General features: G+C 64.1%; 14 protein-coding genes. 3 read left to right on the top strand and 11 right to left on the bottom strand.

From position 1 onward, the window contains the following. Positions 1–2: 2 nt before the first annotated feature. Complete coding sequence (locus tag ACKAMS_RS01340; protein ID WP_020906768.1) at positions 3–2339, top strand: glycerol-3-phosphate 1-O-acyltransferase; 2337 nt, start codon at positions 3–5, stop codon at positions 2337–2339. Beyond that, complete coding sequence (locus ACKAMS_RS01335; protein WP_408988508.1) at positions 2336–3769, top strand: HAD-IB family hydrolase; 1434 nt, start codon at positions 2336–2338, stop codon at positions 3767–3769. The genes ACKAMS_RS01340 and ACKAMS_RS01335 overlap by 4 nt, the downstream gene beginning before the upstream one ends. Here ACKAMS_RS01335 and ACKAMS_RS01330 read toward each other — a convergent pair. The 3 genes from ACKAMS_RS01330 to ACKAMS_RS01320 are packed head-to-tail and all read right to left on the bottom strand — an operon-like array spanning position 3749 to position 6724. Then, on the bottom strand, positions 3749–4633 hold the full coding sequence (locus tag ACKAMS_RS01330) for a sugar phosphate isomerase/epimerase (RefSeq protein ID WP_019744388.1): 885 nt from the start codon (positions 4631–4633) through the stop codon (positions 3749–3751). The genes ACKAMS_RS01335 and ACKAMS_RS01330 overlap by 21 nt on opposite strands. 7 nt (positions 4634–4640) lie before the next feature. Next, the gene (locus tag ACKAMS_RS01325) at positions 4641–5774 is read right to left on the bottom strand and encodes a hypothetical protein (protein ID WP_070796610.1); all 1134 of its coding nucleotides are present in this window, start codon (positions 5772–5774) and stop codon (positions 4641–4643) included. Next, positions 5774–6724 (bottom strand): Ppx/GppA phosphatase family protein, encoded by a 951-nt coding sequence (locus ACKAMS_RS01320; protein WP_003941975.1) that lies wholly within the window; start codon positions 6722–6724, stop codon positions 5774–5776. The genes ACKAMS_RS01325 and ACKAMS_RS01320 overlap by 1 nt, the downstream gene beginning before the upstream one ends. Positions 6725–6790: 66 nt before the next feature. On the opposite strand from ACKAMS_RS01320, the gene ACKAMS_RS01315 reads away from it, so the two are divergent. Next, positions 6791–7576: a hypothetical protein gene (locus ACKAMS_RS01315; protein WP_003941928.1), complete on the top strand. Its 786-nt coding sequence runs from the start codon at positions 6791–6793 to the stop codon at positions 7574–7576. Positions 7577–7675: 99 nt separating this feature from the next. On the opposite strand, the gene ACKAMS_RS01310 is transcribed toward ACKAMS_RS01315, so the two are convergent. From ACKAMS_RS01310 to ACKAMS_RS01275, 8 genes are all read right to left on the bottom strand, one after another. Next, complete coding sequence (locus tag ACKAMS_RS01310) at positions 7676–8365, bottom strand: response regulator transcription factor (protein ID WP_003942020.1); 690 nt, start codon at positions 8363–8365, stop codon at positions 7676–7678. Beyond that, the gene (locus ACKAMS_RS01305) at positions 8362–9597 is read right to left on the bottom strand and encodes a cell wall metabolism sensor histidine kinase WalK (RefSeq protein WP_019744391.1); all 1236 of its coding nucleotides are present in this window, start codon (positions 9595–9597) and stop codon (positions 8362–8364) included. Before ACKAMS_RS01305 ends, ACKAMS_RS01310 begins: the two co-directional genes overlap by 4 nt. A gap of 162 nt (positions 9598–9759) precedes the next feature. Beyond that, positions 9760–10515, bottom strand: a complete 756-nt coding sequence (locus ACKAMS_RS01300) for a phosphoglyceromutase (RefSeq protein WP_003941992.1) — start codon at positions 10513–10515, stop codon at positions 9760–9762. Positions 10516–10561: 46 nt separating this feature from the next. Continuing rightward, the gene (locus tag ACKAMS_RS01295; RefSeq protein ID WP_019744393.1) at positions 10562–12163 is read right to left on the bottom strand and encodes an AMP-binding protein; all 1602 of its coding nucleotides are present in this window, start codon (positions 12161–12163) and stop codon (positions 10562–10564) included. Between the two features lie 139 nt (positions 12164–12302). Further along, positions 12303–12800: a YbjN domain-containing protein gene (locus ACKAMS_RS01290; protein ID WP_003941943.1), complete on the bottom strand. Its 498-nt coding sequence runs from the start codon at positions 12798–12800 to the stop codon at positions 12303–12305. Further along, entirely contained in the window at positions 12797–14125 is a 1329-nt protein-coding gene (gene mshA / locus ACKAMS_RS01285; RefSeq protein WP_408988542.1) for a D-inositol-3-phosphate glycosyltransferase, read from the bottom strand. The genes ACKAMS_RS01290 and mshA overlap by 4 nt, the downstream gene beginning before the upstream one ends. 42 nt (positions 14126–14167) lie before the next feature. Further along, a complete protein-coding gene (locus ACKAMS_RS01280) occupies positions 14168–14995 on the bottom strand; it encodes an alpha/beta fold hydrolase (protein ID WP_408988507.1) in 828 nt (275 codons plus the stop codon). Beyond that, complete coding sequence (locus ACKAMS_RS01275; protein WP_020968925.1) at positions 14941–16167, bottom strand: MFS transporter; 1227 nt, start codon at positions 16165–16167, stop codon at positions 14941–14943. The genes ACKAMS_RS01280 and ACKAMS_RS01275 overlap by 55 nt, the downstream gene beginning before the upstream one ends. Positions 16168–16225: the final 58 nt, after the last annotated feature.

The raw sequence follows: 16225 nt of genomic DNA, 5'->3' as shown, positions 1-16225 counted from the left end.
TCATGAGCGAGAACACGACCAACCCGCGCGTGTACCTCACCGAAACCATGACAGAGGCCGAAGCCGGCGTGCTGCGAAAGTGGCTTGCCGACAAGGCAACCTCATCCGAAGCTCGGCCGGTCACCGTGAACATCACCGACAAGACCCTTGCAGAACTGGCGGCTCGGACCGACGACCCGATGCTCGCACCGCTTCGCGTGGTGTGGATTCCGGACACCCATACCAAACACAACGTCGCGGTGCGACTGCGTGATGCGCTGGCACCACGCGATCCCCTCCACCCCGGACGCGGTGCGCAACGCAGAACCCTGCGCACCGACCCTTCACGGTGCCAGGTCATCGAAGGTGAGCCAGCACCACTGAGCGATCTCGAGCGTCGCCTCGAAAAGAGCGGTGGCGGTTCACTACCCGAGTTCATCCGACGGCAGGCCGCCCTCGCACTCGAGCGCGCCGAATTGGGCCTTCTGGGTGGCCAGTACAAGGTGTCGCGGTTCGTCGTCGACGAGATCACCGACACCCGCCGGTTCACCACCGAGGTGATGGCTTTGGCCGACCGGTTGAACATCGCCGTCGCCGAAGTCGACCGCCGCGCCCGTGAAGCTCTCGAAGAAATGGTTGCCACCCAGAGTCGCCAGGCCATCGCGGTGTGGGATCGCCTGGGCCGCTACTTCGCTCGCGCCTACAAGCTGGACGTGGACACGAGCCGCTTCGAGGAACTCCGTGAGCTGAACAAGGAACACTCACTGGTCTTCCTCCCCAGTCACCGTTCGTACCTCGATCCCCTCGTCCTGCGTCCGGCATTGATCGCGAACGGCTTGCCGCTCAATCACGTCATGGGCGGCCTCAACATCAGCTTCTGGCCCATGGGCTCGATCCTCAAGCGCAGCGGCACCGTCTTCATTCGTCGAAGCATCGGCAACGACGAGGTCTACAAGTGGTCGATGCACGAGTACATGCGCTACCTGCTCACCAAACGCTTCAATCTGGAGTGGTACATCGAAGGTGGACGCGGGCGTACCGGGAAACTACGCCCACCGCGCTTCGGTCTCCTGACCTACCTGACCAAGGCCTTTCAGGTCAGCGGCGCATCCGACGTGTACCTCGTCCCCGTCGCGCTGAGCTACGACCAGCTCTACGAGGTCGGGGCAATGGCTGCCGAGGCACTCGGCGCCGAGAAGACACCGGAAGGCCTGCGCTGGATGGTGGGTTACGTACGCGCACAGGGAAAACGCAACGGCGTCGCGCACGTGACCATCGGCCGGCCGCTCTCACTCGCGGACGCACTCAGCCAGGAAACCGATCAGCGCCTCGCCATTCAAAAGGCCGGCATCGAGGTGTGTCACCGCATCAACGAGGTCACGCCGGTGACCGTGTCTTCACTGGCGATGTTGGCGTTCCTCGGAATCGAAGACCGGGCGTTGACAGTTCGTGAACTCACCGCGATTCTCACGCCGCTGTTCGGATACATCACCGCGCGAAATCTTCCGATCGCCGGCGACGTCGAACTGTCCGATCCGCGTGTCATCGAGAAGGCGTTGCAGACACACGTCGATTCCGGTGTGCTCGAGCGCTTCGATCGCGGCGGCGAGCAGGTCTTCTACCTCGGCAAGGACCAGCATCTTGTTGCTGCCTTCTACCGCAACAACACAATTCACTTTCTCGTCGTGCGCGCCATCACCGAACTCGTGCTCCAGGCAGCCGTCGAAGAGCGGTTCGAGGATCCCGTCGGAGACGGTTGGGCCGAGGCCAAGCGCATCCGCGACCTGATGAAGTTCGAGTTCTTCTTCAGCGACCGGGACACGTTCGAGCAGGAGATGCGAACCGAGCTGACCCTGATCGATCCCGAGTGGGAAACCGTCATGGCCGCCGACAAACGAACCGAGCACATGATCGAGACGGTGCGGCCGTACCTCGCGCACCGAGTGCTGCAACCGTTCCTCGAGGCGTACCAGGTTGTCGCCGATCAGCTTGTGCTCGCGCCGATTTCGACGTCGTTCGACGAAAAGTCCTTCATCAGCAACTGCATCGACGTCGCACATCAGCGTCGCCTGCGGCAGCAGATCGCCAGCAACGAATCGGTCTCCGGTGAGTTGTTCGCCACTGCACTGAATTTGGCGCGCAACCGCAACTTGATCGAAGTCGACGACGACGGAGTCCGGGCCAGGCGCCTGGCGTTTGCCGCGGAGATCAAGGTCCAGGTCGAACGTCTGCGCCATATCCGAGCACTCGCGCATGCACGGCTCGATCAGGTGGCCATGCCCGTGCCCGACGCCGCAGCAGTAGTGACCATTCCAGAAGCAAATCGAGCGCCCGCCGAGAACGAGGAAGTAGGACTGTGACCGGACTCGAGCGTCTGCACTCCGCCATCGAAGCCGCGCCTCCCGGGCCCGGAACGATCGCCGCCTTCGACCTCGACGGCACGTTGATCAGCGGGTACTCAGCCAGCGTTGTGTACCGAGACCGCCTGCGGCGCTTGGATATCAGCGTCGGCGAATTGTTGCGCACCACCGGCGCCGCGATCGACACCCAGTTCCGTGGCGCTGATGTCGGAGCGCTGATGGACATCGGCGTTCGCGCCCTGGGCGGCCGTACCGTCGAGGAACTCAACGACTGGGGCCGACGGCTGTTCAAGCAGGAGATCGCCGCGATGATCTACCCGGAAGCCCGTGGGCTACTGGCGGCGCACCGGCGAGCCGGCCACACGATCGTGATGGCCACGTCGGCGACTCCGTTCCAGGCCAAGTACGTCGCCGAAGATCTCGACATCGAAGACGTGCTGTGCACCGAACCCGAAGTCGTCGACGGCATGCTCACCGGCGAACTGTCCTCGCCCGCTCTGTGGGGGCCGGCCAAGGCCAATGCCCTTGCGGGCTATGCCGAGAAGATGGGCGCCGACTTGAAGAACGCGTTTGCGTACTCCAACGGTGTCGAAGACGTCTTCATGCTCGAGGCCGTCGGGCGACCTGTCGCGTTGAATCCCGATCGTGGTCTGGCCAGGATCGCGTTGCGCAATCACTGGCCTTCGGTCAGCCTGCGTAAACCGCAACGAGGCGCAACACCGATCTCGACGATCCGAACGGCAACCGCCATGGGTGCGCTTGCTGCCACCGCCGCCCTCGGCGCGTCGGCGGGCATCGTCACCGGCAACCGTCAACTGGGTGCGAACCTGGTCGGCAGCTACGGCCCCGACATCTCGCTCTCACTGCTCGGCATCGACGTCGAGATCGACGGCGAGCACAACGTGTGGGACCACCGCCCGGCGGTGTTCATGTTCAACCATCAGAGTTCCCTGGACATGTTGGTCCTGGGAACTGTGATCAAGCGTGACGTGACCGGCGTCGCGAAGAAGGAAGCGGCAAGCGATCCACGGTTCATGCCCGTCGGTGCACTGCTCGACGTCGCCTACATCGACCGCACCGACACCACAAAAGCGAAGGCTGCGCTGCAACCGGCAGTCGACAAGCTCAAGAATGGTGTCTCGATAGTCATAGCTCCGGAGGGCACCCGTTCTCCGACGCCACGCCTGGGCCCTTTCAAGAAGGGCGGATTTCACTTGGCGATCCAAGCCGGTGTGCCGATCGTGCCCGTGGTGATTCACAATGCGGGTGAACGGATGTGGCGCAATTCGCTTGTCGCCCATCCAGGCCCGGTCTACGTCTCGGTGCTCGATCCCATCTCGACCGAAGGCTGGGAGACCAAAGACCTCGACGCACACGTCGAGAAGGTACGCGCGCAGTTCGAAGCTGCGCTACTTGCCGGCCACCGCTGAGCGTGCCAGGTGCTCGCGTGCAAACGCGAGCGCCTGCGCCAGCATCGACGACCGCTCCCGCCGGGTGCGCGCGTTCTGCGTGTTGATCTCGATGACAGCCTGGCCGCTGAATTCGCTCGCAGCCAATTGCTGACACAACTCCGCGCACGGCTGTGAGCCATGCCCCGGAATCAGGTGCTCGTCCATCGACGCCCCGCGACCGTCGGCCAGGTGCAGGTGCTCGAGCCCCTTGCCCATACGGGAGGCCAACTCCAGGGCATCCATGCCCGCCGTCGCGGTGTGCGACAGGTCGAGTGTGTAGTGAGCGTGATCGGAATCGGTCGGGTCGTACGACGGACTGAACGCGGACAACGCTGCCCCCGGACCGCCACGTTTACGCAGACGCTCCGCGGATTTGTCCTTGCCGCCGAAGAAGCTGTCGGCGCGCATGGGGAACATGTTCTCCACCGCCACCACGACGCTGCTCTTCGATTCGAGATCGACAACCTGTTCCGCGAAGCCTTCGGCATACTTGCGCTGCCACCGGAACGGCGGGTGGACGACCACCGTCGTCGCTCCCAAGGTTTCGGCAGTGCGTACCGAACGCTCGAGCTTCTCGACCGGATCGGAACCCCACACGCGCTGCGAAATCAGCAGACACGGCGCATGCACGGCCTGCACCGGAATCGCATACTTGCGAACGAGGGCAGCCACAGCACCGATGTCCTGACTCACGGATTCGGCCCACACCATCAGTTCGACACCGTCGTATCCGAGATCAGCGGCGTAGCGAAATGCTGCTTCCGTGTTCTCCGGATATACCGAAGCCGTCGACAAGCCGACGGCTATCGGCCGACGAACCATGCGCTGCGATCCCCCGATCATCGTCCGATCAACCCGAGGTCAACAAGAACGCCAGTGGACCGAGCGTCACGATCATGCCGACGACCACCGCGATCACGAAACTCGTGATGTCGTCCGTCTTCCGCAGAACCCGCACGACGGCCACCAAGCCGACGATCACGATCAGCGCGAGCACCAACGCCACCCACGGCAGCATGTCCCACAGCTTCTCGAAGCCCTTGAACATCGCGCCGCCGACGATCAGTGCAACAACCACCTGACCGGCAAGCACTGCCCATTCACGGATCGAGTTACGCTCGCCTGCCTCTTCCGCTGCCGGTTCGGCTTCGACATCGGACTCCGCGACGGCACTGGACTTTTTTGCACCGTCATCGACTGCCGGCGCCTTGACCAGATCGACCACGGCGGTCGATTCGGCCTCGCCGGCATCCGCGTCTGCGATCTTGTCGATCAGTTCGGTGCTCTCTTCCGGCGCGGCCGGAGCAGGAGCAGTCGGTGCAGGTGCCTTCACGACGGGAGTGGGGACACGCGGCGGCAGGATCGGCGGACGCAACGACGGCGACTGGGTTGCGGCGCGCTCCTGACGCATCAAGTCGCCCGCCAGGGTCTGACCCGACAGCAGTGCTGGTTCCTGCGTTACCTGCGTCGGTGACGAGGAGTTGAGCGGTGCCCGGCTCACCCACTGTCCGGGCGAGGACTTCGAGGTCTGTCCCGGCGATGGCGTGGAAGTCGGCTTCGGAGTGGTGACCGGCGGTGTGGCAACCGGCTTCGATTCGGCCTTGGGTGCCTGCGGCTCGTCATCGTCATCGTCATCGTCATCGTCGTCGTCGAACGAGACGGCGAAGGCGGCGGTGCGGTCGGCGGGAACCTTCGGTGCCGGTTCGGCTGACTTGGCGGTTTCTGCGACAGCCTCGGCCGGCGCAGAAGGTGCAGCGTTTTCTGGCGCAGGGGCTTCAGGCTGAGAAGCTGCTGGTTCGGCCGACTCGGGCTCGGCGGCCGCGCGCGATCCCGACTGGCGAACGATCGGGATCTCACCCGTCAGTTCGGCGACGGAGATGCCACCGGCTACGCCGCGCCGACGTCGTCCACCTCGGGATTCGACGCTCTGACCGTTCCGCTTGAGCAGTTCCGCTACGGAAATCTGCTGACTGTCCTCGGTCATCAAGCACTCACCACCAATTCACCGCCCATTTCTGTGTCGAGCTTTCGCAGAATCAGACCCTCACGCAGTGCCCAGGGACAAATTTCCAGTTCGTCCACTCCGAGCGCCCGCATGGTTGCCTCTGCGATGAGCGCGCCGGCCACAATCTGCTGTGACCGATCCGAGCTCACTCCTTCCAATTCTGCACGGTCCGCTGCCGTCATCCTGGATATGAAGGCTATGAGTTGCCTGAGTCCGCTGGAAGTCAGGGTCCGTTTTGCCCGGGGGCCTGCGGCAGAAGGGGCCGCGCCGGTGAGCCGAGCCAACGATCGGAAGGTCTTCGAGGTCCCGACCGTGCGGTCCCAGTCGCCGGCGGCGCGCAGTTCCTTGGCTGGTCCGACCAACTCCGCGTCCAGCCAGTCGCGCAATACAGCGACCCGGCGCTTGCCCGGCGGATCGGCCTGTAGCCAGTCGCGCGTCAACCGTCCCGCACCGAGTTGCAGTGAGAAGGCGACGTCCGGATCCTCGTCACCGCCTGCGGTGAGTTCGAGCGAGCCGCCGCCGATGTCCAGGTTCAGGATGCGTCCGGCGCTCCAGCCGTACCAGCGGCGCACGGCAAGAAAGGTCAGGCGGGCTTCGTCGACCCCGGAGAGAACCTCGAGATTTACTCCGGTCTCGGCGCGGACGCGGGCGAGCACAGCTTCGGAATTATTGGCGTCACGGACGGCGGAAGTGGCAAAAGCCATCATTTCCTCGCATCCGGACGTCTTGGCGATACCGGCGAATTCGGAGACCGTCGACACCAACCGATCGGCCCCTGACGTGGTGATATCGCCGCGGTCGTCAGTGTTTTCTGCCAGCCTCAACGTGGACTTGGTCGAGCTCATGGGTGTTGGGTGGCCGCCCCGATGGGCGTCCACAACCAATAGATGGACGGTATTGCTTCCGACGTCGAGTACCCCTAGTCGCACATCGCCACGTTACTGGGTCTACCGTCGGCCCTTGTGACAGCAGGTAACCCAGACCGGTCCCACAAGATGACTCCGAGCCCCGAGGTCGATCTCGATTTCCCGCGCGAATGGGTCGAATTTGTCGATCCGGACAACTCCGAGCACCTCATTTCCGCTGATATGACGTGGTTGCTCTCGCATTGGACCTGCGTGTTCGGCACGCCGGCGTGTCAGGGCATCATCGGCGACCGCCCGGACGACGGCTGCTGCTCGCACGGCGCTTTCCTCTCCGATCAGGAGGATCAGGACAAGCTCGATGCGTCAGTGAAAATGCTCACAGCCGAAGACTGGCAGTTCATGGAAAAGGGTCTCGGCAAGAAGGGCTACGTCGAAGAAGACGACCTCGAGGACGAGCCCGCGCTGCGCACCCGCCGCTACAAAGGAGCGTGCATCTTCCTCAACCGGCCGGGTTTTGCCGGCGGCGAGGGCTGCGCCCTGCATTCCATGGCGCTCAAGAAGGGCATCGAGCCGCTCGAGGTGAAGCCGGACGTGTGCTGGCAGCTACCCATCCGCCGCACCCAGGACTGGGTCGACCGGCCGGACGGCGTTCAGATCCTCAAGACCACGATCACCGAGTACGACCGCCGAGGCTGGGGTGAGGGCGGCGACGACCTCGCCTGGTACTGCTCCGGCTCCCCCGACGCTCATGTCGGGGAGCGGCAGGTCTGGCAGTCCTACGGGCCGGAACTGACAGAGCTTCTCGGAAAGCGTGCGTACGACGAGCTGGCTCGCCTCTGCAGGCGTCGCGCCGGCCTCGGCCTCATAGCAGTCCATCCGGCGACCACGATCGCTCAGAACAAAGCTCAGGGCTGACTCCACGTAGACAAAAAGAATTCAGCCGCTCACACGATCGTGTGAGCGGCTGAATTCTTCTCGGCATTCGTCTCGATATTTCTTCTCGACGAGGTTCGATCACGCTTCGAGCTTGTAGCCCAATCCTCGGACCGTGACCAGGTGTTCGGGCTTGGCCGGATCCGATTCGATCTTCGAACGCAACCGCTTCACGTGTACGTCAAGGGTTTTGGTGTCGCCGACGTAGTCGGCGCCCCAGACGCGGTCGATCAACTGTCCGCGGGTCAGCACCCGGCCGGAGTTGCGGAGCAGGTACTCGAGGAGGTCGAACTCCTTGAGCGGCAATGTCACCGGGTTACCGGCGACCTGCACGACGTGACGCTCGACGTCCATCCGTACCGGTCCGGCCTCGAGCACCCCGTTGTCGGAGGCGAGATCCGCCTCGTTCTCCACCCCGCGACGCAGCACCGCACGGATGCGGGCAATCAGCTCGCGCGCCGAATACGGTTTGGTCACATAGTCGTCCGCGCCGAGTTCCAGGCCGACGACCTTGTCGATCTCACTGTCACGCGCCGTCACCATGATGACGGGAACGCCGGAGCGCGACCGCAGCGCCTTGCAGACGTCTGTGCCACTCATGCCGGGCAGCATGAGGTCGAGCAGGACGATGTCCGCTCCGGAGCGATCGAATTCCGCCAACGCCGACGGTCCGTCGTTGACGATGGTGGTCTCGAAGCCTTCCTTGCGGAGCAGGAACGCCAGCGGGTCCGCCAAGGACTCCTCGTCCTCCACGATCAGCACACTCGTCATCGTTTGGCCTCCATGCCGTTTTCTCTACTGCCTTGTTCTCGTCTGCCGATCCGCGTGGAACCGGCGGTTCCCGCGTCGTCAGAGTCGATGTCGTCGTCCGACTCCACGTGTGCCGGTATCTGCAACGTGAAGGTAGACCCTGTTCCCGGTTTGCTCCACAGTTCGATGGAGCCGTTGTGATTGGCCGCGACGTGTTTGACGATCGCCAGCCCCAGACCGGTTCCGCCGGTCTGCCGTGACCGCGCCTTGTCCACGCGGAAGAATCTCTCGAACACTCGCTCCTGGTCCGCTTTCGCGATGCCTTCTCCTCGGTCGGTGACTGCGATCGCGACATTGTCACCGCGTACCGACCGACTGACGGACACCGGAGAACCCTTGGGCGAGTATGCAATAGCGTTCTCGATGAGGTTGGACAATGCTGTGACGAGGAGAGTCTGATCCCCGAGCACTTCCAGCCCACTCGGATGGTCTGTGGTGACGGTGATCCCGGCGGCCTCGGCCGACAGATTCGACCTCGACAGCGCCTCGGACACCACGGTGTCGACGTCGACCACGTCGAGATCCGGCAGCTTCTCGGCACCTTGCAGACGCGAGAGTGCGATCAACTCGGTGACCATCTTGCCCAGACGAATCGACTCGCCCAGCACCCGTTCGCCGAAGTGCCGCACCGATTCCGGGTCGTCAGCAGATTCGAGCAGTGCCTCCGCGAGCAAACTCATCGCACCGACCGGCGTCTTCAGTTCGTGGCTGACGTTCGCGACGAAATCGCGTCGCGTCGCCTCCATGCGGACCTGCTCGGAATCGTCGTCGGCGAACAGGACCACGAAATTGCGATCGTCCTTGCTGAGCAACCGGGCCGTGCCACGTACCGCGATCTTGTCGCGGCCGCGCTGAGCGGTCTGCGCCGTCAGATCGACCTCGACGGCTTGGCCCGTCCGCAGAACCTCCTGAGCAGCCCGCCAAGCTCGCTCGTCGACCAGACGATTCTTGACGAGGCCGAGTTCCTCGGCGCGAGGGTTGAAGAGCACGACGTCGTGGAAACCGTCGACGACGGCGATACCGCTTTCCGAAGCCAACACGATGAGGTCGAGAACCTGAGACATCGTGAGCCCGGTCTGTTCGTCCGAGCGCTGACTCTGGCGCGACGACAGCCTGGGTACCAGCACCCCGCCGACGAGGTAGCCGACCAAGCCGGCGACCACGACCAGCAGCACTGCAATCACGACACTCACGGCGCAATCGTACGTTCGCGCGAAGTGTCGGTTACGGCGGGTTCGGACGTTCCCGCCCGCGTAATCCGCCAGGTAGACGGCGTTGGTTCGTCGTTCATCTGTTGTTGGCCGAGGCCCCCCGAAAACACTGTTCGGGGGGCCTCGACGCACATCATCGGGTTGCTACTTTCCGCCCTGATTCGCCACCGCGGCGGCGCCGGCAGCTGCGGCCTCCGGATCCAGGTAGGTGCCGCCGGGATTGAGCGGCTTCAGGTTCTCGTCGAGGTCGTAACGCAGCGGGATTCCGGTCGGGATGTTCAGGCCCGCGATGTCCTCGTCCGAGATGCCGTCGAGGTGCTTGACCAATGCACGCAGCGAGTTGCCGTGCGCGGTGACCAGCACGTTCCGGCCGGCGAGCAGCTCCTGGGAGATGGTGTCCTCCCAGTACGGGATCAGACGCTTGACGACGTCGAGCAGGCACTCGGTCAAGGGAACCTCGTCGAGGTTCGCGTACCGAGGATCGGTGTCCTGGCTGTACTCGCTGCCGGCTTCGATGGCGGGCGGCGGGGTGTCGTAGCTACGACGCCAGAGCATGAACTGCTCGTTTCCGTACTCTTCCTTGGTCTGCGCCTTGTTCTTGCCCTGCAGAGCGCCGTAGTGGCGCTCGTTGAGACGCCAGTCGCGCACTACCGGGATCCAGTGGCGATCGGCGGCGTCGAGTGCGAGGTTGGCCGTGCTGATCGCGCGGCGCAGCAGAGACGTGTAGAGAACGTCGGGCAACAGGTTGTGCTCGGCGAGCAGTTCGCCGGCGCGCTTGCCCTCGGCCATGCCCTTGTCTGTCAGGTGTACGTCCACCCAGCCGGTGAACAGATTGAGTGCATTCCATTCGCTCTCGCCGTGGCGGAGCAGGACCAGGGTTCCGATACTCATGGCGTTCATCCTGGCACGAGTACCGGAACCCTTCTTGATCAACCCTGTCCGGAAATCAGCTCGGGGCTACTTCCGCAGTTCGCAGATCCTTGCGGAGGATCTTTCCGGCCGCGGATTTCGGCACGGTACTGATGAACGAAACCTGGCGAACCTTCTTGTGCGGCGAGACGCGCTCGGCGACGAACGAGATCACGTCGGCTTCGGTCAACTCGGCGCCGCCCTGGAGCACGACGAATGCCTTCGGGACCTCTTCGCCCTCGGCGTCGAGCACGCCGATCACGGCGGCGTCGGCGATCTGCGGGTGGGTCAGCAGCAAGGCCTCGAGTTCCGCCGGGGGAACCTGGTAGCCCTTGTACTTGATCAGTTCCTTGAGGCGGTCGACGATCTTGACGACGCCGTCGCCGTCGACGGTCGCAATGTCACCGGTGTGCAGGTAACCGTCGTCGTCGAGGGTGTCCTTGGTGGCCTGGTCGTTGCCGAGGTAGCCGAGCATGATGTTCGGGCCCTTGCACCACAGTTCGCCGGGCTCGCTGACGCCGTCCGAGCCGAGAGCCGGGTACGCGACCTCTTCGCCCGTTCCGGGGTCGACGAGCTTGCATTCCATGTTGGCGATGGTCGGACCGCACGTGTCGAGGGCGATGTCGTCACGATCGAAGGGGATCGCGTGCGAGACCGGGCTCATCTCGGACATGCCGTAGCCCTGGCGGACGTGGCAGTTCAACCGGTCGGCGACGGCCTTGCCGAGCGCCGCGTCGAGCGGGGCCGCACCGGAGAAGATGGTGTGCACGCTCGAGAGGTCGTACTGATCGACAAGCGGGTGCTTTGCCAGCGCGACGGCAACGGGCGGTGCGACGAAGATGTACGTCGACTTCTGCTCGGCGACGATCCGCAGGAACTCGACGAGATCGAACTTCGGCATCGTGATGAGGCTCGCGCGGCGGTAGAGCGCAGCGTTGAGCAGGACAGTCATGCCGTAGATGTGGAAGAACGGCAGGACCGCGAGAATCTTGTCGTCGGTCTCGATGCCCATCCGCGGAATGATCTGGCAGACGTTGGCCACGAGGTTGCGATGAGTGAGCATGACCCCCTTGGGTCGGCCGGTGGTGCCAGACGAGTACGGCAGCACCGCGAGCTGGGTGGCCGGATCGAAGGAGACCTCGGGCGCCGCTGCGCCCTCGCCGAGCAGATCTCGCAGCGACAGATGGCCTTCGGCACCGTCGAGCACGAAGACGTTCTCAGCCGGGATACCGACCAGGTCAGCAGCTGCCTTTGCCTGAGGCAGGAGCGGCGAGACGGTGAAGAGGAACTTGGCCTTGGAATCGGTGAGCTGCTTGGCGATGTCCTCGGCGGTGTAGAGCGCGTTGATCGTGGTCGCGACGCCACCGGCACGAAGGATGCCGTGGAAGACGGAACCGAAGGCCGGGACGTTGGGCGAATGCAGCCCGACCACGTCGCCGACGGCGAGTCCGCGCGCTGCGAGAGCGCCTGCAACGCCGTTGATCTGTGCGATCAGCGAAGCGTATGTGGTGACTGCGCCCGAACTGCCCTCGACGAATGCCGTCTTGTCGAGGTCTGCGGGGTCGGTATTTCCGAACAGGAAGTCGTAGACGCTGAGGTTGGGGATTTCAACGTCGGGGAACGGACTCTTGAAGCTCACTGTGCTCCTCGAAAAGTTGCGCGGCGGGGTGGTGTGACCAACTTACTGTGACTCACGGGAACAGCATTATTCCGTGACGACAGTCACAAGTAAAGGCCACTTTACGTGACACATCCGCGATGTGTCTCACCCCGCTCGATCAGCTCTGCGCGGGCTCTTCCTCGATGAGGTGCTTGAACGGTTCGAGATTCGCCAGCGACTCGCCTCGCGACACCCGCCACGCCCACTCACGCTTGATGGACGAGGAGAAGCCGAGTTCGAGGATGACGTTGAAATCGCCGTCGGCGGCTTCGAGAACCTGACCGAGCACTCGGTCGAGTTCATCGCCGGTCACGGCATGCTCCGCGATCTTGCCGACCAGGTAGATGTCCCCGACCTTGTCGAGTGTGTACGCCACCCCGTACAGACGGCGGTTGCGCTTGAGCAGGAACTTGTAGACGCCTTCGAAGTTCTCGTCCACCTTGCGGCACACGAAGGCCTCGACCCGCACACCGTGATTGCCGACGGTGAGCAGAGTCGACGTCTTGAGTTTGTGTTCACCGGGAAGTTCGACGATGAAATGCGCGTCGTCTTTTCTGGTGAATTCGAGTTCGCGCTCGGTGAGAGCCTGCTCGATGGTGTCCGAAATGCTGCTCATGTACGCACTCCCCCGGCCCGGCGCAGACGCCACAGACCCCGCGCACGGCGGGGCGAGAAGTCGCTTGGACCGGTTCCGTTGTTGTAGTTGACTGCGGCTTTGCGATAGCTCTCGAGCAAACCGTCCGCGGTGTGTTCCCACGAGAAATTCTCGGCGTGACGCGGTGCCTGCGCGGCGAGTTCGGCCAAGCGCGTCGGCGCTGTCACCAAAGATTCGAGGGCGCCGGCCCAGTCTTCGGTGCGGTGTCCTTGAACCAGCAGGCCTGTCTCCCCGTTGCGTACGGCTACTCCCAGTCCGCCGACGTCGGCGGCGATCACGGGAGTTCCGCAGGCTTGAGCTTCGATGGCGACCAACCCGAAGGACTCCGAATAGCTCGGCACCGCAACCAGATCCGAGGCACGGTAGACATCGGCGAGACGCTCCGGTGCCTGCGGTGGCAAGAACGTCACCTGCGCGGTGATGCCGAGTAATCGTGCAAGTTCGATCAGCACGTCCGGCCGCGCGAGACCAGTTCCGGACGGGCCACCGACGACGAGGATGCGCAGCGGCAACCCGGGCCTGCGGCTGATCACTTCGGCTGCGGCGCGCAGCAGAACGTCCGGCGCTTTGAGCGGTTGGATGCGGCCGACGAAAGTCACGACGATCTCGCCCGGGTCCAACCCCAACGACGCGCGGGCTGAATCGCGATCGCCCGGTCGATAGCGGGTGAGATCGGCGCCGGGAGCCACGACGTCGATACGCGTGGGATCTGCGCCGTACAACTCGTGCAGCGCCTTGGCTTCGTCGGTGGTGTTGGCGACCAGGCGATCGGACTCGGCGACTACTTGCTGCTCACCGATCTGACGTGCTGCCGGCTCCGGGGTGTCTCCCTCGGCAAGCGAAAGATTCTTCACCGCCGCGAGGGTGTGGGCAGTGTGTACGAGGGGAACGCCCCAACGGTCGCGAGCCAGCCAGCCGACCTGCCCGGACAACCAGTAGTGCGAGTGGATCAGGCTGTAGTACCCGGGCTCGTGTCGCGCTTCCTCCCGTAGAACGCCCGCGACGAAGGCACACAGTTGAGTCGGCAGATCCGCCTTGTCCAGCCCTTCGAAGGGACCAGCTGCAATGTTCCGAACCCGCACTCCGGGAGCGGCGTCCACCACGGGTGCGTCGGCCGAGGACGTCGCGCGGGTGAATATCTCCACCTCGACGCCACGTTTGGCGAGCTGAATCGCGGATTGCAGAACGTAGACGTTCATCCCACCCGCGTCACCGGTGCCGGGTTGCGCCAATGGCGAGGTGTGGACCGAGAGAACGGCCACCCGGCGAGGGCGCGAAATGTGCATGGGCGTCACGACTCCATACTGCCCCCTCACCGGGCGCGAACTCTAACCGAGGCTCGAGATGAAGGTTCGCACTTCGGACACGAATCGTGTCGGATCCTCCACGAACGGGCCGTGATTGCAGCCTTCCCAGTACGACGCCTGGGACTTGGGAATCAGTTCCTCGGCGTGCTTACCTGCACTCACGTCGACGACGGAGTCCTCGGTTCCGTGCAGAACGAGAACGGGGATATCCAGGTTGCGAAGCAAGTCGTCGTGACCGACAGCACGGTTGAACAATGCTGCGCGCACCCGCGGACGAGTCGAGAGGCTGTACCCGAACAAGGCCTGCGACGCTGCACCCTTGCCCTCGGGTGGGCCGGTGAGAGCGTTACCGAAAGCGCCGAGTGCCCTGATCGCCTCGCGGGGATCTTCGGACATCGCGCCGGGAACCGCGCTACGCATCGCCGAGCCGACCTTGCCGCCCTTCTCACCGCGGCCGATGCTGGTGATCGCACCGACCAGAACCGCACCCGCGACCGCGCCGGTTCCGTGCGCTGCCAGATAATCGCAGATCACCAGACCGCCGTACGACCAGCCGAGCAGTATCGCGTTCTCGGTGACGCCTTCTGCCGCGAGAACAGCCGCGACGTCGCCGGCCCAGTTCGCGGAGTCGTCGTATCCGGTTTCGGGAGCATCGGAGTAACCGTGGCCGCGCAGATCGACAGCGATCAGGCGGTAGTCCGCAGCCAGGTCCTCGAGGACCTGCTCGCCCCAGCACTGCGACGACTGAGCCCAGCCGTGCAGCAGCACCAGCGGGGTCCCCGCCGAATTTCCGGTTACTCGATAGACGATGGACGTGCCGTCGACGCTGACGGCTTCACGAATAGACATGCCGTCACGATAGAGGCTGCGACTGCAGCGCCGACCGCGAGCATGTACGCCGACGGGACGCCGTACCGGTCGATCAGTTGCCCGGCCAGCGCAGACCCGAGCGCCACGCCGACGCCGAGGCCGGTGACCGTCAGGGTCATTCCCTCCGTGAGCTTTTCCGGGGGGACGATCTGTTCGACCAGGGCTGTCGCGATGATGAGCGTCGGTGCGACGGTCGCGCCTGCCAGCACGTACGCACCCGCGAGTGCGGCCACGTTTCCGACCAGGAGAAGTGGGACGCTGAGAACGGCGACGGCGGAGGACGCGATCATCAACTGCCCGCGCAGTGATCGCGCCGGGTGCATCGACCCGAAGATCAGTCCCGCGATTCCCGAACCGCCGGCGAACAGCGCGAGGACCAGCGTCGCCGATCCCGGCGAATTCTGTTCCTGGGTGAACGCGATGGCGCCGACGTCGATGACGCCGAAGATCGTTCCGAGCATCACCATGATCACGATGACGATCCACATCACGTGATTACCGAGAACCGACCGTCCGCGGCCGGGTCGACGCGGATGCACCTTCGGTTCGGTTCCGCGCTGTATGACCAGCAGCAGGGTTCCGGTGACCAGCAGAATCAGTCCCGCCAGCGGTCCGGCCTCGGGAAAGAGCCCGATACTCAGGCCGACCGAAATGACGGGGCCCGCCACGAAACAGAGTTCGTCCACCACGGATTCGAAGGCGAAGGCGGTGCGCAGCTGAGGTTTTCCGACATAGATCGCCACCCACCTGGCGCGGATCATCGCGCCGATCGTCGGGGTGGCGCCGCCGGGGACGACCAGAACGAAAAGCAGCCAATCGGGAGCTTCCATCCGCACTGCGAGCAGGAGCGCCCCGATCGCCGTGACGCTCACGGCTGCGGCAATCGGCAGGACCGCACGCTGGCCGAAGCGGTCGACCGCACGTGAGACCGCGGGCGCGATGATCGCCGACGAGAGCGCAAAAACCGCGGCGAGCGCGCCGGCGAGCGCGTAGTCACCACGAAGTTGCGAGATCATCGTCACGATTCCGATGCCGATCATGGCGATCGGCAACCTTGCGACAAATCCGGCGGCTGAGAAGGCGACCGATCCGGGGGCGGCAAAGATCTCGCGGTAGGCGCTCAGCAGGCCTTTGTTGGTGGATTCGCTCATGTCAGCTTCTCGTGCACTGAACAAGGTTCACAGAGCCGAGGCCGACTCGACAAATCGT

This window comes from Rhodococcus sp. 5A-K4 (genome assembly GCF_046097995.1).
In the GTDB taxonomy this organism is placed as follows: Bacteria; Actinomycetota; Actinomycetes; order Mycobacteriales; family Mycobacteriaceae; genus Rhodococcus_F; species Rhodococcus_F erythropolis.
The sequence above is the reverse complement of the archived record's forward strand: the minus strand, read 5'-3'. Positions and strand labels throughout refer to the sequence as shown.

What these genes read in the sequence shown, in the direction of transcription:
- ACKAMS_RS01280 (WP_408988507.1), bottom strand. Translation starts at nt 14,995, where the DNA reads ATGTCTATTCGTGAAGCCGTCAGCGTCGACGGCACGTCCATCGTCTAT.
- ACKAMS_RS01310 (WP_003942020.1), bottom strand. Translation starts at nt 8,365, where the DNA reads ATGACGAGTGTGCTGATCGTGGAGGACGAGGAGTCCTTGGCGGACCCG.
- ACKAMS_RS01275 (WP_020968925.1), bottom strand. Translation starts at nt 16,167, where the DNA reads ATGAGCGAATCCACCAACAAAGGCCTGCTGAGCGCCTACCGCGAGATC.
- mshA (WP_408988542.1), bottom strand. Translation starts at nt 14,125, where the DNA reads ATGCACATTTCGCGCCCTCGCCGGGTGGCCGTTCTCTCGGTCCACACC.
- ACKAMS_RS01340 (WP_020906768.1), top strand. Translation starts at nt 3, where the DNA reads ATGAGCGAGAACACGACCAACCCGCGCGTGTACCTCACCGAAACCATG.
- ACKAMS_RS01300 (WP_003941992.1), bottom strand. Translation starts at nt 10,515, where the DNA reads ATGAACGCCATGAGTATCGGAACCCTGGTCCTGCTCCGCCACGGCGAG.
- ACKAMS_RS01330 (WP_019744388.1), bottom strand. Translation starts at nt 4,633, where the DNA reads ATGATCGGGGGATCGCAGCGCATGGTTCGTCGGCCGATAGCCGTCGGC.
- ACKAMS_RS01325 (WP_070796610.1), bottom strand. Translation starts at nt 5,774, where the DNA reads ATGACCGAGGACAGTCAGCAGATTTCCGTAGCGGAACTGCTCAAGCGG.
- ACKAMS_RS01315 (WP_003941928.1), top strand. Translation starts at nt 6,791, where the DNA reads ATGACTCCGAGCCCCGAGGTCGATCTCGATTTCCCGCGCGAATGGGTC.
- ACKAMS_RS01290 (WP_003941943.1), bottom strand. Translation starts at nt 12,800, where the DNA reads ATGAGCAGCATTTCGGACACCATCGAGCAGGCTCTCACCGAGCGCGAA.